The 21,401-nt window shown below is 65.4% G+C and carries 17 protein-coding genes; 2 read left to right on the forward strand and 15 right to left on the reverse strand.

Annotated features, from left to right (window positions below; all coding sequences use genetic code 11):
• Positions 1–148 precede the first annotated feature (148 nt).
• The 4 genes from SKP52_RS16555 to argH form a co-directional block, all read right to left on the reverse strand.
• Complete coding sequence (locus tag SKP52_RS16555; RefSeq protein ID WP_039576525.1) at positions 149–937, reverse strand: precorrin-2 dehydrogenase/sirohydrochlorin ferrochelatase family protein; 789 nt, start codon at positions 935–937, stop codon at positions 149–151.
• A 142-nt stretch (positions 938–1,079) separates the two neighbouring features.
• Entirely contained in the window at positions 1,080–2,339 is a 1,260-nt protein-coding gene (gene lysA / locus SKP52_RS16560; protein ID WP_039576532.1) for a diaminopimelate decarboxylase, read from the reverse strand.
• A gap of 18 nt (positions 2,340–2,357) precedes the next feature.
• Positions 2,358–2,609, reverse strand: coding sequence for a hypothetical protein (locus tag SKP52_RS16565; RefSeq protein ID WP_039576534.1), 252 nt, complete (start codon positions 2,607–2,609; stop codon positions 2,358–2,360).
• The gene (gene argH / locus SKP52_RS16570; protein WP_039576536.1) at positions 2,609–3,985 is read right to left on the reverse strand and encodes an argininosuccinate lyase; all 1,377 of its coding nucleotides are present in this window, start codon (positions 3,983–3,985) and stop codon (positions 2,609–2,611) included. The genes SKP52_RS16565 and argH overlap by 1 nt, the downstream gene beginning before the upstream one ends.
• A 25-nt stretch (positions 3,986–4,010) precedes the next feature.
• Here argH and SKP52_RS16575 point away from each other — a divergent pair, with 25 nt between their 5' ends.
• Positions 4,011–4,607 (forward strand): TlpA family protein disulfide reductase, encoded by a 597-nt coding sequence (locus SKP52_RS16575; RefSeq protein ID WP_039581406.1) that lies wholly within the window; start codon positions 4,011–4,013, stop codon positions 4,605–4,607.
• 193 nt (positions 4,608–4,800) lie between these two features.
• Here SKP52_RS16575 and SKP52_RS16580 read toward each other — a convergent pair whose 3' ends face one another.
• From SKP52_RS16580 to zwf, 11 genes are all read right to left on the reverse strand, one after another.
• Positions 4,801–5,139, reverse strand: coding sequence for a hypothetical protein (locus SKP52_RS16580; RefSeq protein ID WP_039576541.1), 339 nt, complete (start codon positions 5,137–5,139; stop codon positions 4,801–4,803).
• A 113-nt stretch (positions 5,140–5,252) separates the two neighbouring features.
• Positions 5,253–6,254 (reverse strand): NAD(P)H-dependent glycerol-3-phosphate dehydrogenase, encoded by a 1,002-nt coding sequence (locus tag SKP52_RS16585; RefSeq protein WP_039576543.1) that lies wholly within the window; start codon positions 6,252–6,254, stop codon positions 5,253–5,255.
• A gap of 39 nt (positions 6,255–6,293) precedes the next feature.
• The gene (locus tag SKP52_RS16590; protein ID WP_039576546.1) at positions 6,294–7,226 is read right to left on the reverse strand and encodes an alpha/beta fold hydrolase; all 933 of its coding nucleotides are present in this window, start codon (positions 7,224–7,226) and stop codon (positions 6,294–6,296) included.
• A complete protein-coding gene (locus tag SKP52_RS16595; RefSeq protein WP_039576548.1) occupies positions 7,223–8,083 on the reverse strand; it encodes an alpha/beta hydrolase in 861 nt (286 codons plus the stop codon). Before SKP52_RS16595 ends, SKP52_RS16590 begins: the two co-directional genes overlap by 4 nt.
• Before the next feature lie 2 nt (positions 8,084–8,085).
• Entirely contained in the window at positions 8,086–9,534 is a 1,449-nt protein-coding gene (locus SKP52_RS16600; protein WP_039581409.1) for a DUF3336 domain-containing protein, read from the reverse strand.
• A gap of 149 nt (positions 9,535–9,683) precedes the next feature.
• The gene (locus tag SKP52_RS16605; protein WP_039576551.1) at positions 9,684–11,240 is read right to left on the reverse strand and encodes a wax ester/triacylglycerol synthase family O-acyltransferase; all 1,557 of its coding nucleotides are present in this window, start codon (positions 11,238–11,240) and stop codon (positions 9,684–9,686) included.
• 115 nt (positions 11,241–11,355) lie between these two features.
• The gene (locus SKP52_RS16610) at positions 11,356–13,701 is read right to left on the reverse strand and encodes a glycerol-3-phosphate 1-O-acyltransferase (protein WP_039576553.1); all 2,346 of its coding nucleotides are present in this window, start codon (positions 13,699–13,701) and stop codon (positions 11,356–11,358) included.
• A 131-nt stretch (positions 13,702–13,832) separates the two neighbouring features.
• Positions 13,833–15,413: an HAD-IB family hydrolase gene (locus SKP52_RS16615; protein ID WP_039576557.1), complete on the reverse strand. Its 1,581-nt coding sequence runs from the start codon at positions 15,411–15,413 to the stop codon at positions 13,833–13,835.
• A 203-nt stretch (positions 15,414–15,616) separates the two neighbouring features.
• Entirely contained in the window at positions 15,617–16,210 is a 594-nt protein-coding gene (gene eda / locus SKP52_RS16620; protein WP_267128065.1) for a bifunctional 4-hydroxy-2-oxoglutarate aldolase/2-dehydro-3-deoxy-phosphogluconate aldolase, read from the reverse strand.
• A 20-nt stretch (positions 16,211–16,230) separates the two neighbouring features.
• Positions 16,231–18,072 (reverse strand): phosphogluconate dehydratase, encoded by a 1,842-nt coding sequence (gene edd, locus SKP52_RS16625; protein ID WP_039576561.1) that lies wholly within the window; start codon positions 18,070–18,072, stop codon positions 16,231–16,233.
• Between the two features lie 195 nt (positions 18,073–18,267).
• Positions 18,268–19,752: a glucose-6-phosphate dehydrogenase gene (zwf, locus tag SKP52_RS16630; RefSeq protein ID WP_081997417.1), complete on the reverse strand. Its 1,485-nt coding sequence runs from the start codon at positions 19,750–19,752 to the stop codon at positions 18,268–18,270.
• Positions 19,753–19,855: 103 nt separating this feature from the next.
• On the opposite strand from zwf, the gene glpD reads away from it, so the two are divergent.
• Positions 19,856–21,379 carry a glycerol-3-phosphate dehydrogenase gene (glpD, locus tag SKP52_RS16635; protein WP_039576563.1) on the forward strand — a complete coding sequence of 508 codons (1,524 nt, stop codon included), beginning with the start codon at positions 19,856–19,858 and terminating at the stop codon, positions 21,377–21,379.
• Positions 21,380–21,401 lie beyond the last annotated feature (22 nt).

Raw genomic sequence — 21,401 nt, forward strand, 5'->3', positions numbered from 1 at the left:
CGTCGGGAGAGGGATATGCAGGCTTGGTTGCGCAGCAACCTAGCCGAAGTTGGGTGAGGGGATCACCCGTCAACTGCGCAGACGAACCTCAGACACCCTCACCCAACCCTCTCCCAAGGGGAGAGGACTAGACGGCCGCAATCGGTCGCTAGCCGTCCTTCCCCAAACCCGACATCTCGAGCCAGAGCGAGAGGCCGGGCTGCGGATCGGCGGGCGGCGCATCGGCACGGTGGCGGACCGCATCGGCGCGCGCGCGGTCAAGGATCGCGGCGGGGATGGCCGCCGGGTGGAAGATATGGTCGGCCTCGCCGAGAAGCCGCGCGGCGCGCAGCGTGAGGTCGTCAGGGTCGAAGCTCACCAGCGCGATCGTTTCGAGGCGCGGGGGCCGGGTCGCAGCATCGGCGGCGAGCCAGTCGTCGACGCGGTCGGGCGAGCCTTCGTCGAACGGGTCGAGCGCGCCGCCCCGTACCAGCGCGGCGTCGATGGCGCGGCGGCGGTCGGCGGCGGCGGGCCAGCGCGCCTTCATCGCCGCGCGCGCGGCGTAGAGCGCCGATGCCAGCGCGCCCAGCCGCGCCGGAAGCAGCACCTCGATGCGCTGGCGCACCGCCTTGGCGAGACCCGCCGACGCGCCGCCCGTCCCGATCGCGATTGTCACCGGGGCGCGGTCGACGATCGCGGGAGTGGTGAAATCGCAGAGGTCGGGGCGATCGACGACGTTGACGAGCAGGCCGCGCGCGCGGAGGTCGGCGGCGGCGGTGCGGGCTTCGGCCTCGTCGTCGAGCGCGACGAAGGCGATGGTCGCGCCATGTTCCCAGGCCGGAACGATGCGCCCGCGCGCGCGCTCGATCAGGCGGGCCTTGGCATCGGCGGCCTCCCCTTCGCCGACCAGCACCACGGTGCGGCCGGTGAGGTTGAGGAAGATGGGGAGTTGGTGCATCGAATTGGCCCTTTTACTCGTCACCCCGGACTTGATCCGGCATCCATGACCCCTGTCGCGCCGTTAGACCATGGACCCCGGATCAAGTCCGGGGTGACGCAGAAAAGGTCGCATCGCCGCCCATTCGCGCAACCGCGCCGTATCAGTCGATCCAGTCGGGCACGCGCTCGGCGGCCATGATCGTGCCCGCGGTGATGCGATCGGCGACGACGACATAGCGGTCGCCGTCGACAAGCACCTCGGGAACGAGACTGCGGCTGTTATAGGTCGATGCCATCGTAGCCCCATAAGCGCCCGCGGTGCGGAAGACCGCGAGGTCGCCCTCCCCGACCTTGTCGGTGACGCGGTCGCGCGCAAAGGTGTCGCCGGTTTCGCACACCGGGCCGACGATCGACGCGGTCATCGTCTCGCCGGTCGGCTTGACGGCAACGAAGTCGTGATAGGCATCGTAGAGCGCCGGGCGCGCGAGGTCGTTCATCGCGGCGTCGACGATCACGAACGGGCTGGTCGCGCCGGGCTTGACCCAGAGAACTTCGGTCAGCAGCACGCCGGTGTTGCCGGCGATCACGCGGCCGGGTTCGAACATCAGGGTGACGTCCCAATCCTTCGTCACGCGCGCGACCATCGCGCCATATTCGGCGGGGCTCGGCGGATTGTCGTCGGCCTTGTACGGTACGCCGAGGCCCCCGCCGAGGTCGACATGGGTGATGCTGTGCCCCGCAGCGCGCAGCTCGGCCACGAGCTGGCCGACGCGGGTGAACGCCGCTTCGAGCGGCGCGAGGCTGGTAAGCTGGCTGCCAATATGGACCGCAATGCCGCGCATGTTGAGCCCCGGCAGCGCCGCGAGACGGCCGAAGATTTCGGGGGCGACATCGATGCCGACACCGAACTTGTTATCGGCCTTGCCGGTCGAAATCTTGGCATGCGTGCCCGCGTCGACATCGGGATTGACGCGCAGCACGGCGGGCGCAGTCATTTCCTTGGCGAGCGCGATTTTGGCGAGCGCGACGCCTTCGGGCTCATGTTCGATATTGAACTGGCCGATGCCGCGGTCGAGCCCCTGCGCCAGCTCGGCGCGCGTCTTGCCGACGCCCGAAAAGACGATGTCCTCGGGCGCCATGCCCGCCGCGAGCGCGCGTTCGAGCTCGCCGCCGGAGACGACGTCGGCGCCATAGCCCTGCCGCGCGAGGACGCGGAGCACGCCGAGGTTGGGGTTGCACTTGATCGCAAAGGCGAGGTGCTTCTTCGGAACATCCTTCAGTCCGTCGCGGAAAGCCTGCGCATGGCGTTCGAGCGTTGCGCGCGAATAGACATAGACGGGGGTACCGATTTCTTCGGCGATGCGTGGCAGCGGAATGTCTTCGGCGTGCATCACGCCGTCACGAAATTCAAAATGGTTCATGGAGTAAAGTCCTGGAGCTCAGCCCGGAGGCGGCAAGTCAAAATCGTCGGCTTCGCGTTGTTCGGACCGTTTGAGAAGTTCGTCGCTGCGCGCGGGCCGGGCCTGCGCGTCGGGCGTCGTAAGCTCCTCCGTAGTCGGGGCGCGGGTGGCGCCGACGGGAATCACCGGAGCAGGCTGGCCTGCCACGGGCTTCAAATCTTCTCTGCTGCCGCACGCGCCGAGCAGCGCGGTTGTAGCCATGCCAATCAGGATGAGGCGCTTCGTCGCCATCAAATCGTTCCTTCCAGCGCCGCGCGGGCCGCGGCGATGGCCTGTCTTACCCGTTCGGGCGCCGTGCCGCCATAGCTGGTGCGGCTGGCGACCGACGCCTCGACGGTCAGCGCCGCGAGCACGTCGGGGGTGACCGCGGCGTGGATCGCCGCGGCGTCGCCTGCGGGGAGCGCCGACAGCTCGACGTCCAGTTCCTCGGCGCGCTTCACGCACGAACCGACGACATGATGCGCCTCGCGGAACGGCAGCCCCGCCTCGCGCACCAGCCAGTCGGCGAGGTCGGTCGCGGTCGAATAGCCCGAGGCGGCAAGCGCGCGCATACGGTCGGTGCGGAAGGTCAGCGTTTCGACCATGCCGGTCATCGCCGCTAGCGACAGCGCGAGCGCGTCGAAGGCGCCGAAGACCGTTTCCTTGTCGTCCTGCAGATCCTTCGAATAAGTGAGCGGCAGCCCCTTCACGATGACCGCGAGCCGCTGGAAGGCGCCGAGCAGCAGACCGGCGCGCCCGCGCACCAGTTCGGCGGCGTCGGGATTGCGCTTTTGCGGCATGATCGAGCTGCCCGTCGACCAGGCATCGGGCAGGCTGATGAAACCGAAGGGCTGGCTGGCCCAGATCACGATCTCTTCGGCGAGACGCGACAGATGGATCGCGGCGATCGACGCCGACGCGCAGAATTCGAGCGCGAAATCGCGGTCGGACACCGCATCGATGCTGTTCGCCATCGGGCGGTCGAAGCCGAGCGCGGCGGCGGTCGCATGGCGGTCGACCGGGAAGCCGGTCCCCGCAAGCGCCGCGGCGCCGAGCGGCGATTCATTCAGGCGGGTGCGCGCGTCGGCGAAGCGCGACCGGTCGCGGCCCAGCATCTCGACATAGGCGAGCAGATGATGGCCGAGCGTCACCGGCTGCGCGACCTGCAAATGCGTGAAGCCCGGCATGATGCTGTCTGCATGTTCGTCGGCGCGCGCCAGCAGCGCGGCCTGCATCGCGGCGAGGCCCGCGTCGATGCGCTCACATGCGGTGCGCGTCCACAGGCGGAAATCGGTCGCGACCTGATCGTTGCGCGAGCGCGCGGTGTGGAGGCGCCCGGCAGCCTCGCCGACCAATTCCTTCAGCCGCGATTCGACAGTCATGTGGATATCTTCGAGCGCGAGGTCGACCGGCACGCCGTTCGCAGCGAATTCCACGGCGATCTGCGCGAGGCCGCGGTCGATTTGAGCCGCGTCGTCGGTGCCGATGATGCCCGCGCCGCCCAGCATCGCGGCGTGCGCGCGGCTCGCGGCGATATCTTCTTCCCACAGGCGTTTGTCGACCGGGATCGACGCGTTAATCTCTTGCATGATCGCCGCGGGTCCGCCACCGAAGCGGCCGCCCCACATGCTGTTGCTGTCTGGAGAATTCGCCATGCGCCGCGTTCCAAGCCCGTATCTTGCGATCCTCGCCGTGCTTCTGGCCGGATCGATCGCGGGCTGCGATAGGGAAAAGCAGGCGGACGGGCAAGCGGGGCAAGGCCAAGCAAATGTTTCGGCGGGCCAAGCGAAGGGCGTCGGCCAGTTCGAATATCAGATTGACCGCAGCCACAAGGGTGAGGCGGCGCCGACCGCAGCGTTTCGCGGCCCCGACGATGCTGCGGTGACGCTCGCGACATTTCGTGGGCGTCCGCTGCTCGTCAACCTCTGGGCGACCTGGTGCGCGCCTTGCGTCGCTGAAATGCCAACGCTCGATGCGATGGCGGCGAAGAGCGGCAAACGCATGACGGTGATCGCGGTGGCGCAGGATTTGCAGGGTGCCGAAATCGTCGACCCATGGTTTCAGAAGGCCGGATTGAAGGCGCTGCAACCCTATATCGATCCGCAGAACGGTTTGCTCGATGCCGCGAACAGCGCCTTGCCGACGAGCATCTATTATGACGCCAAGGGGCGAGAGATCTGGCGCGTGGTGGGCGCGATCGATTGGCAGGGTAAAGAAGCAAAGGCGTTGTTGGCCGAGGGTGCGTCCTAAACTACACCAAAACCTTCGTCATTCCCGCGAAAGCGGGAACCCAGCGAGCAGCCGTCGCCACTGGGTTCCCGCTTTCGCGGGAATGACGAATTAAGAATATCGATATCGAGACAGAAGCAAGAAAGGGCGGGTGCCCCATGACACCCGCCCTTCCCTGCGACCCAGAGCAAGGCTCCGGGGAACTCGGCGCGGCCTAGCCGCCAACCGTCACGCGGCCGGTGCGATAGCCCTTCTTGCGCATTTCCTTCACATAATCCTTGTCGGCGTCGACCACCTCGGTCTCCCATTCGTCCCACGCGTCCCAGCGGTCCTCGCGGTCGGTCGAGCGGCGAAGGTCGCTGGTCAGCTCCTTCTCGGCCTCGAGAATGTCGGTCTTGTAATTATACCATTGCTGGTTGACGACGCCCGCGATCGGGCTGGTGCGGATGTGCGGCGCCTCGAACCCCGACGGCATCGCACCATAGGGCACGGCGGCGACCGCAGCGGTGGCGGGGAGAGCCGCGAGAATAGCAAGGGTGGTCCATTTTTTCATCGTCCATCTCCTGATTGCCCGCCCTTTGCGGGGCGGTCAGGGGAGTCAACGAAGCGCGCGGCGATTTTCTTCGCGGCCGGACGGAGATTCGGCACGGCTGACGGCGGAATCGATCAGCCGGGATGCGCTTCGTCACCGACGGCCGACCGTAGCAGGCCGCGAAAGACCTCCTGCGCGCTGCGTTTGCCCTGCGTCACGTCATACACATCGCGCGCAATCGGCATGTCGAGGCCGTAACGTTCGGCGAGCGCGATCACCGTCGGCGCGCTCTTCACCCCCTCGGCGACCATGTTCATGCCCGCGATGATCTCGTCGATCGGGCGCCCCTTGCCGAGTTCGACCCCGACATGGCGGTTGCGCGACAAGGGGCTGGTGCAGGTTGCGATCAGGTCGCCCATGCCGGTAAGGCCGGCGAAGGTTTCGGCGCGGCCGCCCATCGCGACGCCGAGCCGGGTAATCTCCGAAAGCCCGCGCGTCATCAGTGCCGAGCGCGTGTTGTCGCCCGCCCCCAGCCCGTCGCCCATGCCGACCGCGATCGCAATGATATTCTTGAGCACCCCGCCGAGTTCGCAACCGAGCAGATCGGTGTTGGTGTAGACGCGGAACAGCCCCGAGTGGAACACGGGCTGGAGCGCGCGGACGACGATTTCGTCCTCCATCGAGAGGACGCTCGCCGCGGCTTGTCCGGTCATAATCTCGCGCGCGAGGTTCGGGCCGGTGAGGACGCCGACAGGGTGGCCGGGGAGCACTTCCTCGATCAGCTCGGTCATGCGTTTGCCCGAGGCGAGTTCGAGGCCTTTGGTCAGGCTGATGACGGGCACCCACGGGCGAAGATGGCTTGCCGCCTCTTCGAGCACGGCGCGGAAGCTGTGCGAGGGCACCCCCATGACGAGAACGTCGGCGCCCGCGACGACTTCGGCCAGGTCGTTCGTGGCGCGGAGCGCGGACGGCAACTTGATCCCGGGAAGATATTTGTGGTTCTCGTTATCGGCATTGATGCCGTCGACGGTTTCGGCATCGCGTGCCCAAAGGGTGATCGGCGCGTTGCGCGACACCACCGAGGCAACCGTCGTCCCCCAGCTGCCCCCGCCGAGCAGCCCTACCTTCAACCGCATCCCACTCTCCCCGTTTTCGGGGGGAGACTGACGCGCATTTCAATGCTTGGCAAGAAAGCCCTTCATCACCGCCGCCGTCGCCTTGGGATCCTCGATCATCGGGACATGGCCGACATGTTCGAAGATGTGGCTCTGGCTGCCCGCGATGCCGGCTTCGAGTACGGGCACGCAGCTGACGTCGAGCAGCCGATCGTGGCGGCCCCAGATGATCAGCGTCGGCACCTTGACCTCGCCCAGCCGGTCGTTGAGCGGAAAGTCGCGGCCTTCGTTCGCAATAACCCAGAAAATGCCATCAAGCTGATCGCGATATTTGAGCGCGTCGGCATAGAGCACGGGCTTGAGGCGCGCCGGAATATAGGGCGGTTTGTGCACGACCATGCCGACCAGCCGATCGGCGTCCTCCAGTCCCGCAAGGACGAGCGGATTATAATCTTCGTTCGCGGCCTGTTTCTGCAGATCGCTTTCGTTGGCGCCGTTGACCCCGGCGTTGTCGAGCAGGATCAGGCTGGCCAGCGCGTCGGGGTAATCGATCGCATAGCGCAGCGCGATCCAGCCGCCCATGCTGTTGCCGCCGACATGCGGGCGGTCGAGGCCGAGCGTATCTACGAAATGCTTGAGCCGCGCGGTCTGCGCTTGCAGGTCATAAGCGAGGTCGGGATCGCGCTCATTTTCGCCGAAGCCGGGGAGATCGGGCGCGATGACATGATAATCGCGCGTGAGGTACGGCGCGATCATCGACCAATTATCCTTGTCGCCCGCAAAGCCGTGGACGAGCAGCAGCAACGGATTCGTCGGGTCGCCGCCCTCCAGATAGGGCCAGGTGCGGCCGTCGACGACGACACTCTTCTGCACCATGCCCCCTCGGCGACGCAGCAGCGCGCGGCCGATCGCGACGAGGCGGCCGGGGAAGATAAAATACATCAGCGTGAGCGCGATCATCGGCGCGAAGATCAGGACGAGCAGGATTTTCATGCGGCGGCCTTGCCTGTTATGTGCGTGTCGAACCAGCCGATCAGATCGCCCAGCACAGCGTCGCGTTCGGGCTCGTTATAGATTTCGTGGAAAAGCCCTGGATAGATTTCGAGCCGTTTGTCCTTCGACGCGACATTGGCGAACAGATAGCGCGAACCCGCGGGCGCCGTGAGCCGGTCGGCCTCGCCATGCTGGATCAGGATCGGCAGGTGAATCTTCGGCGCGTCGGCCTGCGCGACCGCCATCGCGTCCATGAATTCCTTGCCGAGCCTTGCCCCGATCTTGCCGTCATAGACGAGCGGGTCGGCCTGATAGGCGGCGACGACTTGCGCGTCGCGGCTGACGCCATTTGAGTCGAGCGAGAGCACGCCGAGGCGCGGGAAGAAGCGCGAGAGAAAGCGGCTGATCCAGACGGTAAAGCGCGAAGGCGGCTGTGCGGGCAGGATCGCCGGGCCCGAAAGCGCGGCGGCAACGAAGGCCTGTTGGCGCTCGACGAGGAACAGGGTCGCGATCAGCCCGCCCATGCTGTGGCCGAGCAGCAGGCGCGGCGTATCGGCATGGTTGATTTCGACGAGCGTCAGAAGCTCGCTCATCCCGTCGAGAAAGGCGGAAAAGCGGGGCACAAAACCGCCCTCGCCGTCCGAATGGCCATGGCCCCAATGGTCGACGGCGTAGATGGCATAGCCGGCATCGGTCAGCCGCTGCGCGACATATTCATAGCGCCCGGCATGCTCGGCATAGCCATGCGCCAGCAAGATGATCGCACGCGGACGCCCTTCGGGCAGCCAGTGGGTGACATGCAGCCTTGCCCCCGCGCCCGCGGAATCAGCGGGCAAGATCACCGCACCCGCCGCCATGCTCAGCGGACCGCCTTCTGGAGCGCGGCGCTGCGATGGCCGGGGCCATCGTCGCCCGTCTTGTCGATCTTGGCGAGGATCGCTTCGAGCGCGCGGCTGATCGCGGTCTGGGTGCGGACCATTTCGACCTTGGGCCAAGCGGTGCGCTGACCCGTTTCGATCAGTTCGTCGATATCGTCCTGCGCGAGGTCGGACAGGATCTTCGCCGGCGACCAGAATTTGGGCGGCCGGATGATGTTGATGTCGCCGGTATATTCCTGATTGATCACCGAACGCGCCATGTTCGCGAGGCTGTTGAGCGGCGGGATCAGTTCGAGCGGCTTCTGGAAAATGACCATGTTCGCGTTGAGCCACGCCTTGAAGGTCGCCATCGACGCATGTTGAATGGCCTCGATCGGCGCCATCTGCTTGCGCGTATCGGTGGCAAAGGGCAGCGCGATCGGGTTCGCTTGGCTGACGATATGATGGTTGACGCCATAGAGCCGCTCGAGCCGCTTGGTCGGAATATCGTGCGTCACCGACCCGTCGACCCAGCGGCGGTCGGGCTGGTAGGGGATGCGCTCGCCCTTGTCGTCGCGCGCCATTAGCATCACCGGCGGAAAGACGCCGGGTACCGCGCACGACGCGAGAACGGCTTCGCGGATCAGGACGTTCGGCGCGGTGATCGCATTGAGCAAGCGGCCGTTCTGATGTTTTTCGGCGGGCGCGACCGAGACGTTGAGGTGGCGGCCGCTGATCTCATAGGCTTCCTGAAAGGTCAGATCGGGGATCAGGTCGGCGAGGCGGTCGCGCACCTCGTCGGGCGCCAAGCGCTTTTGATCGGGATTTCGGCTGGGGTTGGCGAGGCGCCCGCTTTCGAGGAAGGCGCCGATGTCGGCATTCTTGCGCGTGCAGACGACCGCGGCGACGATCGACCCGCCGCTGGCGCCCGACATGATCGCGGGCAACACGCCCTCTTCCCAAAGCGCCTTCACGACGCCGATGTGGAAGAAGAGGAAGCTGCCCGAGCCCGAGAGCAGCAGCGCCGAGCGGCCGTAGCAATGTTGCGCGCGGCGGAAGAAGTCGCGCTTTTCGTCGCGGGTGATGCTGCGCGCGGTCGCAATCTTGTCGAGCGACGCGACGACCTCGGCGACATAATCCTCGATCAGCTTCTTGGTGCCGAAACGCGCCTTTTGGTACAATCGCTCGTGGCCCATGCCGTCAATATTGCCGTGGATGCCTTCGTTGAGCACGAAGAGCAGCCCCTTGACGTCACCCGCGGCCGACAGCTTGCGCAGCTTTTCGAGCCGCGCGCGGATCGCCTTATAATCGAAATGCTTGCTCTCGTCGGCGTCGCGCCACGCCTGCAATCCCGATTTTTTGTCATGTTCGCGCGCCGCCTTGGCCCATGCGGCATAATCGGGTGCGGTTACAAGGTCGCGGTCGGCGCTGAGCGTCGGGGTGAAAAGCATTCGGTAATCCTGCGAGAGCATGGTTTATTTTTTCCGAGTCTTGCCGGTTGCGTTGTCTTTGGCAACTGTTTTGACATTGGCCTTCCCCCCTGTCGTCATCCCGGACTTGATCCGGGATCCATGACGCCGGCGCTGGAATGGATCCCGGATCAAGTCCGGGATGACGAAGAGGAGGACTTCTTGTTGCCCTTCGCTGCCGCTTTCGGCTTTGCCTTTGGCTTGGCGACCGGTTTAGAAGCTGTCCTGGGTTTGGCCGCCGCTTTCGGCTTTGCCGTGACGGCTTTCGGCTTTTCGGGTTTCGGCGTCGCGGCCATCAGGTCGGCGAAACTTTCCTCGATACATTCGCGGAAAAAGGCGATGTCGGGCATCACCGCGCGTTCGGAGATGAGCGAGAAGGCAATCCGGCCGTTGTAGCTGGGGGTCGCGACGAACAGTCCCATATTGTTCGCGAGCGGCGCCATGCCATGCTGCTGCACGAGCTGCGCCCCCGCGAGATAGAGCGGCACCTGTGCGCCCGGCACGTTGGAGATGAAGAGATTGGTCCCGCGCACCGCGAAACGCTCGCTGGTGACAAGCCGCGCGACCGCCGCCATCGTCGCGCCCGGGATATGTTGCGACAGGTCGGTCATGATGCGTGCGCTGACGCCGGCCTTCGCTTCCTTTGCTTCGACCGTGTAATCGCGAACCGCCGCGAGCCGTGCGAGCGGATCGGCGATGTCGGTGCGGATCGGGACGCTCATCGCTGACACCTGATTGCCCGGCTTCGACGCCTTTCCGCCCTTCCCGCGCAAATTGATCGGCGCGATCGCAACGAGGCTGTCCTTTGGCAATTCCTTGTGCTTCGCGAGATATTTGCGCAGCGCGCCGCCGACGGTGGTCAGGACGACGTCATTGACCGTGGCGCCGGGCACCTTCTTGCGGATTTCGGCGACATCGGCGAGCGCGACCGTCGTCGCGTCGAACATCTTGTGCGGGCCCACCGGCACGTTGAAGCGCGTTTCGGGAACCCCCGCAGTCATTCCGCCCTCGGCAATCGACTTGCGCGCCGACGAGATGATCGCGGGGGACATTTTCATCAGCGCGTTCATGAACTTGACCGGCGACTGCATCGAAGCCGACCAGGCACGCGAGAGGGTTTCGCTGCTCGACGGCGCCTTGCCCAGGTCTTCGACCGGCGGCGGTTCGGCAATCGCGGGCGTGCCCTTGGCATCGATGTCGCTCATCGCGATAAACGCGTGCGCCCCCGACGCGCCATCGACCGCGGCGTGGTGGACGCGGTGGAGCATCGCGAAGCTGCCCTTTGGGATGCCCGGGATGCGGTCGAGCCCCTCGATGATATAAATGTCCCAGAGCGGGCGGTTCATATCCATCGGCTTCGAGAAATAGCGCGCGACCGCGATACAGAACTGCCGCCAGTCGCCGGGTTCGGGCAGGCGCGCATGGCTCATATGCGCCTCGACATCGAAATGCTCGTCCTCGACCCAATAGGGATGGTCCATGTCGAACGGCAGGCGGTGGAGGCGGCGTTTGAATACGGGCGACGTGTCGACGCGGCTCTCGACGTGGCGGATAATGTCCTTGAACCGCACGAAGCCGCCCGGCGCGGTCGAGGGGTCGTAGATATAGACCCCCATGATGTGCGTCAGATTATTCGCGGTCTGGGTGTAGAGGAACTGGGCGTCCTGTGCGCTGAGCTGTTTGAGCATTTGGCCTATCCTCTGAAATCATGAACTAATTCGTCATTCCCGCGAAAGCGGGAACCCAGTCGCCACGTTTGCTCGCTGGGTTCCCGCTTTTGCGGGAATGACGAACGAGAGGGAATCATAGCTGCTCACCCGCTGATGGCAGCCGGTCCGCCAGCGCCACCGTCGACAGTCGCATCGTTTCCATCACGTTCGCCCACCCGCGTAGTTCCATCAGCAGCGCGCGGCGCGCGGCGAGGATGTCGGGCGTCGCGTCGTCGGCCAGCCCCATGTGGCGCATCAGCGACAGACCGTTGGCAAAGAGCAATTTGCCGATCGACGCCTCGCTGCTGATCCGGCGGAGCAGATAGGCTTGCTTGCCCTCGGTGAGTGCGGCGCCCTCCAGCGCCTTGTCATCGACCGCTTCGCTCGGCTTGGCGCGCGCGAGCAGGTCGGCGACGACCGAATAGGCCTCCGCAAACGGCAGCAGGATCGCGTGGCCGACAACCGGCTGGCAGCGGCGCAGCATTTGCGCGATGCCGCGGTCGCCGCTTGCCAATCGGCGATCCCATACGGGGTCGATGCGCGTCAGTTCGGCCTCGATGGCGGCGCGATGTTCGTCGCGCGGCGGATAGAAAAATTCGAATTTGAACAGGTCGCGGAGGCGATCGATCCTGGCCCAGAAAGCGGCGGTCGCATCGCCGCTGTCGGCGTCGCGCAGATCGAACAGCGCAAGCTCGACCATCGCGCGGTCGAGGAAATGATGCGCGATGATGTTGCGATAATAGCTCGCCATCGGATGCTTGGCGGGATCGATTGAATAGATGGTCTCGCTGCCCGCCTCGTAGCGCGCGAGCAACCCGCTGGTGACCAGCGTGTCGACGGTGCCGGACAGCGCGCTACCGTCGCCGCTTTCGAGTTCGCTGCTGAGCCGGATGCCGCGCACGCGGGCCCAGTCGGCCACCGCGCCGATCGCGCCGAGCAATTCGGCCGAGGTCGCGCCGCGTGGCGCCATGCCGAGCAGGATCAGGCACATGACCGAGGTGACGGTCAGCGGGGTGACGCGGTTCGCCTCGACCGCGACCGCGAAGGCGATTTTTTCGAGCGCGCGCTTGTCGTCGGGGCCGGGGGCCTCGTCGATCACCACGGGGTTGCCGATATCGAGGCGGATGCGGCCCGAGGGTTCCTTCAGGCTCTTCATATAGCCGAGGAACCACGACAGGCTCTCGGGCTTCTTGCTGCGGCCGGTCTGTTCGGCGGCATATTCCTCGACGTCGCGGATCAGGTCGAAACTGGTGACGAAGGGCACAAAATGCACGTCGCGCGTGCCGGTCGCATGCGCCGCGTCGAGGACATATTTCATCAGGCCATATTTGGGCGGCATCAGCTTGCCGAGGCGCGAGCGTGTGCCCTCGAACGCCCAGCTCAAGGGGAAGCGCTTGGCGAGCAGCCAGGCGATATAGTGGCGCAGCACGAGCTTGTAGACCGGCTGGTCCTGAAAGCTGCGGCGGATGAAGATCATCCCCGAGCGGCGGAAAAATTCGCCCATCACCGCAAAGTCGAGATTGGCGCCGCCGAAGCTGTGCAGCATCGGCATGTCGTTTTCATATGTGAGGCGGCTGGGGGTGGCGCCGTCGATATAGGTTTTGTGGGTGAAGAGGATCGCGGTCGGATGTTCGCGGAGGATCGCACGCAGCCGCGCGAGTTCGGCGGCGTCGACCTCCATCTCGGGCGCGTAGCCGCCGAACATCATGCGATCGAGCCGGGCGCGCAGATCGAGGAAAAGTGCGCTGGGCCGCGCGATGACCTCCTTCATCAACGGCCGCGCTTCGCGGAAAAGCTCGGCGACAGGGCGCCCCGTCGAGTCGGACAGTTCGGCGAGCGCGGCGCGGAATTTGGGGCTGGTGCGGAGGCCATCGGCGACGAAGCGCGGCACCTTGTAGCGCGTGCCGCGGATGCCGCGTTCGGCGACGTCGAGCGCAAGCCCCGCCTGCCGCGCGACGAAGCCCGCGAATTCGGGGCTGTCGGTTCCCTCGCCGTCGCCGCCGCCGGTCTGGCGGCAGAAACGGTTGCGGAGTGCATCGAGCGTCGCCGCCTCGCCGACCAAAATCTGCGCGCGACGGCGGTCGCGGAGCAGGATCAGCCGCGAGCGAAGCGAGCCGGGGTGGCGCGGATCGCCGAATATGATGTGGCGGAACTTGAGCGCGCGATCGCGCTCGAACCCCGGGATGCGCCACGCGACGCGCAGCGGCACCACCTGCCGCGACGGCGCCCCGTCGAGGCGGGCACGGAGGGTTTCGAGCGGGAGGGCATGGTCGTCGTCCTCGATCGCGAGGCTCGCCCATTGCGGCTCGTTGTCGCCGGACGTGGCATGGACCCAGTCGAGCAGCAGCTTCCGCTCGACCCCGTTGCGCGCGTCGATGATGTAGAGCCGATCGGCCGCGTCCTCCTTCATGATGGGGGTGCGGGCGGTTCCGTCGGCCACTGTTCAATAACGCCCCGCCAGAGACCCGTTCATGTCGAGCGAAGTCGAGACACCCCGATGGCCAGCGCGTGGTCGATAGGTATCTCGACTTCGCTCGATGCGAACGGGGTTTGGAGGACGGTGTGCGATCATCATGCCTTGGGTGATTTTTTGGTCGACTTCTTAGGCGATGCCTTTTTCGTCGGGGCTTTTTTGGCAGCGGACTTTTTGGCCGGTGCGGCTTTTGGCGTCTCGGGCTTTACCTCCGGCGCAGATTCCTTCGCCACTGACTCCGCGACACTCTCCTCAGGCTGGCCGAGCGTGCGCAGGAACATGTTGCGGACGTCGCGGACGTGGTTGTTGATCGTCCTTGGGCTCCATTTCGACGTGTCGACCGGCGGCAGCACGGTGACGCGCACCGTCGCGGGGCGCATCACAAACTCATTTTTCGGCGCGACGTCGGTCGCATTATGGATCACGATCGGAACGATCGGCACCCCCGCCTGCATCGCGAGGTGGAACGCGCCCTTTTTGAAAGGCTCGAGCTTTGGCGTCAGGCTGCGCGTGCCTTCGGGCGAAATGCAGATCGACTTGCCCTCTTCCCTGATCGCATCGACCAGCGGTTCCATCGCCTTGATCGCGCTCTTGCCGTCGGCGCGGTCGACGAAGACGGTGCCGCCCCATTCCATCAGCTTGCCGAGGATGGGGATATCCTTGATCTCCTTCTTGCCCACCCCGCCCATGTCGCGCCGGATGAGCTTGGCGAGGATCATCACGTCGGCCTTGCTCTGGTGGTTGAAGATGAAGACGCAGGGGCGCGACGACCAGAGATGCTTTTCGTCCTCGACCTCGAGCTCGACCCCGGTGATCGCGGTCGCGAAATCGCCGAACAGGCCGATCGAGAAATTGGCCGCTTCGCGCTGCGAGCGGGTCAGCGCCCAGATCGGCAGCCCCGCAGCAAAGGCGCCGACGAGCGAGCCGGTGGCATAGATGGTGCGGGTATAATCGACCCATGACGGCGTGCCGCGGCTGCCGAAGCGCTGCACCGGCCAGCCATGTTCGTCGGCAATCGCTTTCAGCTTGAGGTTCGGGTTGAGCGGGCGCGGTTTGCCGACGCGTTCGAGCAGTTCGATATCGTCGTCGCTGTCCGAATAGAAAAAGCTCTGGTCGAGATCGAGGCCATATTCGGCGGCGAGTTCCTCGGCGGCGAGCACCTTGCCCTCGCCAAAGCAGAGCGGGCGGATGATCTCGCCGGTGAAAACGCCATCCTCGATCTCGTACGCCGAGCATTTGATGTCGGTGATGCCAAGGTCGCGCGCGGTCGGTTCGATCTGGTAGATCGTCGCCGACGAGATGATCGCGACGCGGTGGCCCTTGGCCTGATGCGCCTCGATGATCGCGCGGGTTTCGGGATAGATTTTGCGCGCGATATGCTTTTTGTAGAGCTCTTCGCCGAAGTCGATGAAGCTTTGTTCGTCGACGCCCTTCATGAATTTGGCGGCGCCCGACATCAGCCCGGAGAAGCCGATGGTGCCCAGGCTGTGCTGCGCGATGACCTGCGCAGTTTCGGCGATTTCCTCGACCGACATTTCGCGGCGCTGGAATTTCTCGCGCAGCATTGCGGTGGCGGAATAGCCCGAGATGATCGTGCCGTCGAAATCGAACAGCGCGGCGATATGCGATCCCGGCTCCGATGCCAGAACTTCGTCCAAATGCGGTTGCGGCCTCGGCACGCCTGTCTCCCCACCAACGGCTATGTTGCCGCCTTATCCCTGCACGATGACAGGTAAAATGGGGTTAATCAATGGCGGGAAATCGGCCTCTTCGTCGCGGAAAAAGCAGTGTGCTCCCGCGAAGGCGGGAGCCCATCTCCGGTGGCCGCCATCTTGAACCAACAGGAGATGGGTCCCCGCCTTCGCGGGGACACGCGGCGCTTTTATGCTGTAAGCGCAGCCGCCTCGCGCGCCAGTGTCTCGATTTTAACGGGGTCGAGCGGGCCCGACGGGACGACCCAGCTGCCGCCGACGCAGCGCACCGCTTCGAGCGCGAGCCAGTCGGGCGCGGTCGCGAGGCTGATGCCGCCGGTGGGGCAGAAACGCGCCTGGCCGAAGGGTCCGGCGAGCGCCTTGAGCGCCGGAATGCCGCCGCTGGTCGCCGCGGGGAAGAATTTGAAGCGGTCGAGGCCGAGGTCCATTCCGCGCATGATGTCGCCGGCGTTGGCGGTGCCGGGAAGGAAGGGGATGCCGCTTGCGACCGCCGCCTTGCCGAGATTGTCGGTAAGGCCGGGCGAAACGATGAATTCGGCGCCCGCAGCGATGGCGCCATTGAGCATCGCGGGATCGAGCACGGTGCCCGCGCCGACGACGGCGCCCTTGACGCTCTTCATGGCGGTGATGGCGTCGAGCGCGGCGGGGGTGCGCAACGTCACCTCGAGCACCGTCAGCCCGCCCGCAACGAGCGCTTCGGCCATCGGCACCGCATCCTCGACCCGGTCGATGACGATCACCGGGATGACGGGCGCTAGCGCCATGATCTGGTCGATGGACTGGCTCAAATGACGGACTCCATGGCAGCAAGAACGGCCGACCCGCCCTTTTCGGCTTCGTCGGCGTGATGGCGGAACAGCGCGAAAAGTTCGCGGCCGACGCCGAGCGCGGGCGGCGGGGCGACGGCGGGACTGCGCGCGGCCCAGATGGCGGGATCGACGAGCGCCAGCACCTCGCCCTTGAGCGCGCAGACGCGGACGATGTCGCCATCGACGAGAAACGCGAGCGGGCCGCTGGCACCGTCGGTGCCGGGAAGCGCCTCGGGCGACAGATGGATCACGGCGGGCACTTTGCCGCTCGCGCCCGACATGCGGCCGTCAGTAAGCAGCGCGACGCGGAAACCCTTGTCCTGCAGCACGCCCAAGGCCGGGGTCAGTTTGTGCAGTTCGGGCATGCCATTGGCGCGCGGGCCCTGGAAGCGGACGACGACGACGACGTCGCGCTCAAGCTCGCCCGCCTTGAACGCGGTGAGCACCTGATTCTGATCGTCGAAGATCCGGCACGGCGCCTCGATCGTCCAGCGATCCTCGGCGACTGCGCTCGTCTTGATGATTGCGCGGCCGAGGTTGCCGGCGAGCAGACGCATCCCGCCGTCGGGCGAAAAAGGTGCGGCGACCGGGCGCAGCATATTGTCGTCGCGGCTTTCCGCGGGGGCGCGTTGCCAGTGGATGGTGTCGTCGACGAGCACGGGCTCCGACGCATAATCGGCCATCGTCCCGCCGACCGTGAGCACATCGCCGTGCAGCAGGCCCGCGCCCAGCAATTCGCGCACGACATAGCCGATCCCGCCTGCGGCGTGGAAATTGTTCACGTCGCCCGCGCCGTTGGGATAGACGCGCGCGAGCAGCGGCACCGCGCGGCTGAGTTCGTCGAAATCCTGCCAGTCGATGATGATCCCCGCGGCGCGCGCAATTGCGGGCAGGTGGATCGTATGGTTGGTCGAGCCACCCGTCGCGAGCAGGCCGATCGCGGCGTTGACGATCGCCTTCTCGTCGACGCAGCGCGCGAGCGGACGATAATCGTCGCCGTCCCATCCGATCTGCGCCACGCGATGCGTCGCAGCGCGGGTCAATTCCTGGCGCAGCTTGGTGCCGGGGTTGGTGAAAGCACTACCGGGGATGTGCAGCCCCATCAGCTCCATCATCATCTGGTTGCTGTTCGCGGTGCCATAGAAGGTGCAGGTGCCCGCGCCGTGATAACTCGCGGCCTCGGCCTCGAGCAGCTCGTCGCGGGTGGCCTTGCCCTCTGCATAAAGCTGGCGGATGCGCTGCTTTTCCTTGTTCGCGAGGCCCGAGGGCATCGGCCCGGCGGGGATCAATATCTGCGGCAGATGGCCGAAACGCAGCGCGCCGATCAGCAGGCCGGGGACGATCTTGTCGCAAATGCCGAGCAGCAACGCGCTCTCGAACATCGCATGGCTGAGCGCGATCACCGTGCCCTGCGCGATATTGTCGCGGCTGAACAAAGACAGGTCCATGCCCGCCTGCCCCTGCGTCACGCCGTCGCACATTGCCGGAACGCCGCCCGCGACCTGCGCGGTCGCGCCGACTTCGCGCGCAAAGAGTTTGATCTGTTCGGGGTAGCGGCCATAGGGCTGATGCGCCGAAAGCATGTCGTTATAGCTGGTGACGATGCCGATGTTCATCGCCGCGCCAGTGCGGATGACGGACTTGTCGTCGCCCGATGCGGCAAAGCCATGCGCAAGGTTGCCGCACGACAGATTGCCGCGATTGGTGCCGGCTTCGCGCTGGCGGTCCATCAGGTCGAGATAAGCGGCGCGGCGCGGCCGACTGCGCTCGATGATGCGGTCGGTAACGGCGGCGATGGTGGGGTTAAGATCGGTCATGACAATTCCAAAACCCTCTCCCCTTGGGGGAGAGGGATGCGTAGACTTGCGAGCTTGCTCGCTAGTCGAAGCTGGGTGAGGGAGTGAACGGCAGAGGAGAAAGCAGCGGCGGAGACCCTCATCCAACTGCGCCTAGTCGCTTCGCGCCAAGGCTTCGTATCCTTCTCCCCCAAGGGGAAAAGGTTTGGGGGGGGCTCAATCATGCCAGCTCGCTCCGTCGCGTTCGATCAGCGCGACGGCGCTCGACGGGCCCCAGCTTCCCGCGGTGTAATTTTGCGGCGCCATGTCGACCTGGCCCCAAGCGTCGCGGATCGAGTCGATCCACTGCCACTGCGCCTCGACCTCGTCGCGGCGGACGAACAAGGTCTGGTCGCCCTCGATGAAATCGAGCAGCAGGCGCTCGTACGCAATCCGTCTCCGCTCGCCCGCAAAGCTGTGCGAGAGCGAGACGTCCATCGTCACCTCTTTCAGCTTCACGCCGTCGCGGTCTAGCCCCGGCTGCTTCGCCATCACCTTGACCCGGATATTCTCCTCGGGCTGCAGGTTGATGATCATGGCGTTCGCATCGAGTTTGCCCGCGCCAACGCGCGCGAAGATATTGTGCGGCACCGGCTTGAACTGGATCAGCACCTCGGACTTGCGCTCGGGCATCCTTTTGCCGGTGCGCAGGTAAAAGGGCACGCCCTTCCAGCGCCAATTGTCGATATAGGCCTTGATCGCAACGAACGTCTCGGTGTTCGACGGCTGACCGAGTTCGTCAGCGTAGCCCGCGACCGCGCCGCCATTGACCGCGCCGCTGCTATATTGGCCCTTGACGCTATGCGCCTTCACGTCGGCGGCGGTCAGCTTCCGCAAGCTCCGCAGCAGCTTGACCTTCTCATCGCGCACCGCGGTCGACGACACGCTCGCCGGCGGTTCCATCGCGATGATCGCGAGAAGCTGGAGCATATGGTTCTGCACCATGTCCTTGAGCGCGCCAACGCCGTCATAATAGGAGACGCGGCCTTCGAGGCCGACGGTTTCGGCGACGGTGATCTGGACATGATCGATCGCCTGCGCATTCCACAACGGTTCGAACAACATGTTGGCAAAGCGGAGCGCGAGCAGATTCTGGACCGTTTCCTTTCCGAGATAATGGTCGATGCGGAACACGCGGTCTTCGGCAAAGGCGTCGCCGACCTCTGCGTTCACCTCGCGCGACGACGCGAGATCGTGGCCGATCGGCTTTTCCATCGCGATGCGGCATTCGGCGCAGGCGATGTTCGCGGCCTTCAGTCCCTGCGCGATCGGGCCGAACATCGACGGCGGGGTCGAGAGGTAGACGCCGATCGGGCGGCCCATCCGGTCGCCGAGCAGCGCCGCGAGTTCGTCATAGCCCGTGCCCTTGCCGGCATCGATCGCGCAATAATCGATGCGATCGAGGAAGGCGACGACGCCCGTCTCTTCGATGCGGTCGGCGGGCAGATGTTCGGTCAGCGCCGCCCGGACCTGCTGCTGGAATGCCGCGCGGTCCATTTTCGAACGCCCCGATCCGATGATCGTCAGTGCATCGGCGAGCAACCCGTCGAGGTGGAGATTGTAGAGCGAGGGAAAGAGCATGCGCTGCGCGAGGTCGCCCGTCGCGCCGAACAGCACCAATGTTTCGACTTTCACGCTCACAATCGTCCCCTTGGATAACATGTGCAGAATTGGAGGATGCGCCCCGCGAATGCAACGCGCATACGTAAGCCGCATACGATGTCGGCTCTTGGCAAATCCGACAACGCTGCCATAGGATTTCGCGATGTCGGAAAGCCCCGCACCCTATGATGTCATCGTCGTCGGCGGCGGCGTCAACGGCGCAGGCGTCGCACGCGACGCGGCGGGGCGCGGCGCGCGCGTCCTGTTGATCGAAGCGAACGACTTGGCCGAAGGCACGTCGTCAAAATCGACCAAGCTGATCCACGGCGGGCTGCGCTATCTCGAACATTATGAATTCGGGCTCGTCCGCGAAGCGCTGAAGGAACGCGAGGTGCTGTGGCGCATTGCGCCACACATCATCTGGCCGTTGCGCTTTGTTCTTCCCCATCGCGACGGGCTTCGCCCGCGCTGGCTGCTGCGGCTCGGCCTGTTTCTCTACGACCATATCGGCGGGCGGAAAAAGCTGCCCGCGACGCGTTCGGTCGATCTGCGCCACCATGCCGCGGGCGGACCGCTACAGCCGCAATATGTCCACGGATTCGAATATTCGGACGGCTGGGTCGATGACGCGCGGCTGGTCGCGCTCAACGCGCGCGATGCCGCAGATCATGGCGCAAGGGTCCGCACCCGCACCCGCGCCGAAATGCTGCGCTGCGAGGATGGCCTGTGGATCGTCGATGCAGTGGACGACCAGGGACACCAATATCGCTTTACCGGGCGCAGCATCGTCAATGCCGCGGGGCCGGCGGTGCTCGACCTGCTGAAGCGCGCCGATGCCGAACCCGACCACCAGATGCGGCTGGTGCGCGGGTCGCATATCGTCGTGCGAAAGCTGTTCGAGCACGAATACGCCTATTTCTTCCAATTGCCCGACGGGCGCATCTTCTTCGCCATTCCCTATGAGCGCGATTTCACGCTGATCGGCACGACCGACCAGGATCATGAAGGCCCGGCGAGCGAGGCGAAGGCGAGCGCGGAGGAAATCGCTTATCTGTGCGAGGGGGCGAGCCTTTATTTCCGCACCCCCATCACCCCCGCCGATGTCATCTGGACCTATTCGGGGGTGCGGCCGTTGGTCGAGGACGGATCGGGCCGCCCCGAAGCCGCGACGCGCGGATACCGCATCGACCTCGACCTGGCCGAAGGCGCGCCCTTGCTCACCATCTATGGCGGCAAGATCACCAGCTATCGCCATGTCGCAGAAGCGGCGGTCGATGACCTGGTCGATCATGTCCCGGCGCTCTCGGCAAAGCACTGGACCGCGAAGGCGCCGCTACCCGGCGGCGATTTCGCGACCGACGGTGCCGCGGCGTTGAAGGCCGAATATAAGCTCGCTCACCCCTTCCTGTCCGCCGCGACGGTCGATCGCATCGTCAAGGCCTATGGCACCGATGCGCGCGAGTGGCTTGGCAAGGCAGAGAATTGGGACGCGCTGGGCGGCGAAATTGCGCATGGGCTGAGCGCCGCCGAAGTGCAGTGGATGGCTGACCGGGAATGGGCGCGCACCACCGACGATATTTTGTGGCGGCGGAGCAAGCTGGGGCTGCACTTTACCGCCGAGGAGGTGGCGCGGCTCGCCGCCTGGCTTCACGCAAGGCGCCCCGCCGCCCAGCCCGCACCCGCCTGATGTCGTCGTTCACCCGAAAGAC

It is taken from the genome of Sphingopyxis fribergensis, assembly GCF_000803645.1.
Taxonomy (GTDB): domain Bacteria; phylum Pseudomonadota; class Alphaproteobacteria; order Sphingomonadales; family Sphingomonadaceae; genus Sphingopyxis; species Sphingopyxis fribergensis.

What these genes read in the sequence shown, in the direction of transcription:
- SKP52_RS16605 (WP_039576551.1), bottom strand. Translation starts at nt 11,240, where the DNA reads ATGCTCAAACAGCTCAGCGCACAGGACGCCCAGTTCCTCTACACCCAG.
- SKP52_RS16600 (WP_039581409.1), bottom strand. Translation starts at nt 9,534, where the DNA reads ATGCTTTTCACCCCGACGCTCAGCGCCGACCGCGACCTTGTAACCGCA.
- eda (WP_267128065.1), bottom strand. Translation starts at nt 16,210, where the DNA reads ATGGCGCTAGCGCCCGTCATCCCGGTGATCGTCATCGACCGGGTCGAG.
- SKP52_RS16590 (WP_039576546.1), bottom strand. Translation starts at nt 7,226, where the DNA reads ATGAAAATCCTGCTCGTCCTGATCTTCGCGCCGATGATCGCGCTCACG.
- SKP52_RS16565 (WP_039576534.1), bottom strand. Translation starts at nt 2,609, where the DNA reads ATGGCGACGAAGCGCCTCATCCTGATTGGCATGGCTACAACCGCGCTG.
- edd (WP_039576561.1), bottom strand. Translation starts at nt 18,072, where the DNA reads ATGACCGATCTTAACCCCACCATCGCCGCCGTTACCGACCGCATCATC.
- SKP52_RS16595 (WP_039576548.1), bottom strand. Translation starts at nt 8,083, where the DNA reads ATGGCGGCGGGTGCGGTGATCTTGCCCGCTGATTCCGCGGGCGCGGGG.
- SKP52_RS16555 (WP_039576525.1), bottom strand. Translation starts at nt 937, where the DNA reads ATGCACCAACTCCCCATCTTCCTCAACCTCACCGGCCGCACCGTGGTG.
- SKP52_RS16580 (WP_039576541.1), bottom strand. Translation starts at nt 5,139, where the DNA reads ATGAAAAAATGGACCACCCTTGCTATTCTCGCGGCTCTCCCCGCCACC.
- zwf (WP_081997417.1), bottom strand. Translation starts at nt 19,752, where the DNA reads ATGTTATCCAAGGGGACGATTGTGAGCGTGAAAGTCGAAACATTGGTG.
- SKP52_RS16575 (WP_039581406.1), top strand. Translation starts at nt 4,011, where the DNA reads ATGCGCCGCGTTCCAAGCCCGTATCTTGCGATCCTCGCCGTGCTTCTG.
- argH (WP_039576536.1), bottom strand. Translation starts at nt 3,985, where the DNA reads ATGTGGGGCGGCCGCTTCGGTGGCGGACCCGCGGCGATCATGCAAGAG.
- SKP52_RS16585 (WP_039576543.1), bottom strand. Translation starts at nt 6,254, where the DNA reads ATGCGGTTGAAGGTAGGGCTGCTCGGCGGGGGCAGCTGGGGGACGACG.
- glpD (WP_039576563.1), top strand. Translation starts at nt 19,856, where the DNA reads ATGTCGGAAAGCCCCGCACCCTATGATGTCATCGTCGTCGGCGGCGGC.
- lysA (WP_039576532.1), bottom strand. Translation starts at nt 2,339, where the DNA reads ATGAACCATTTTGAATTTCGTGACGGCGTGATGCACGCCGAAGACATT.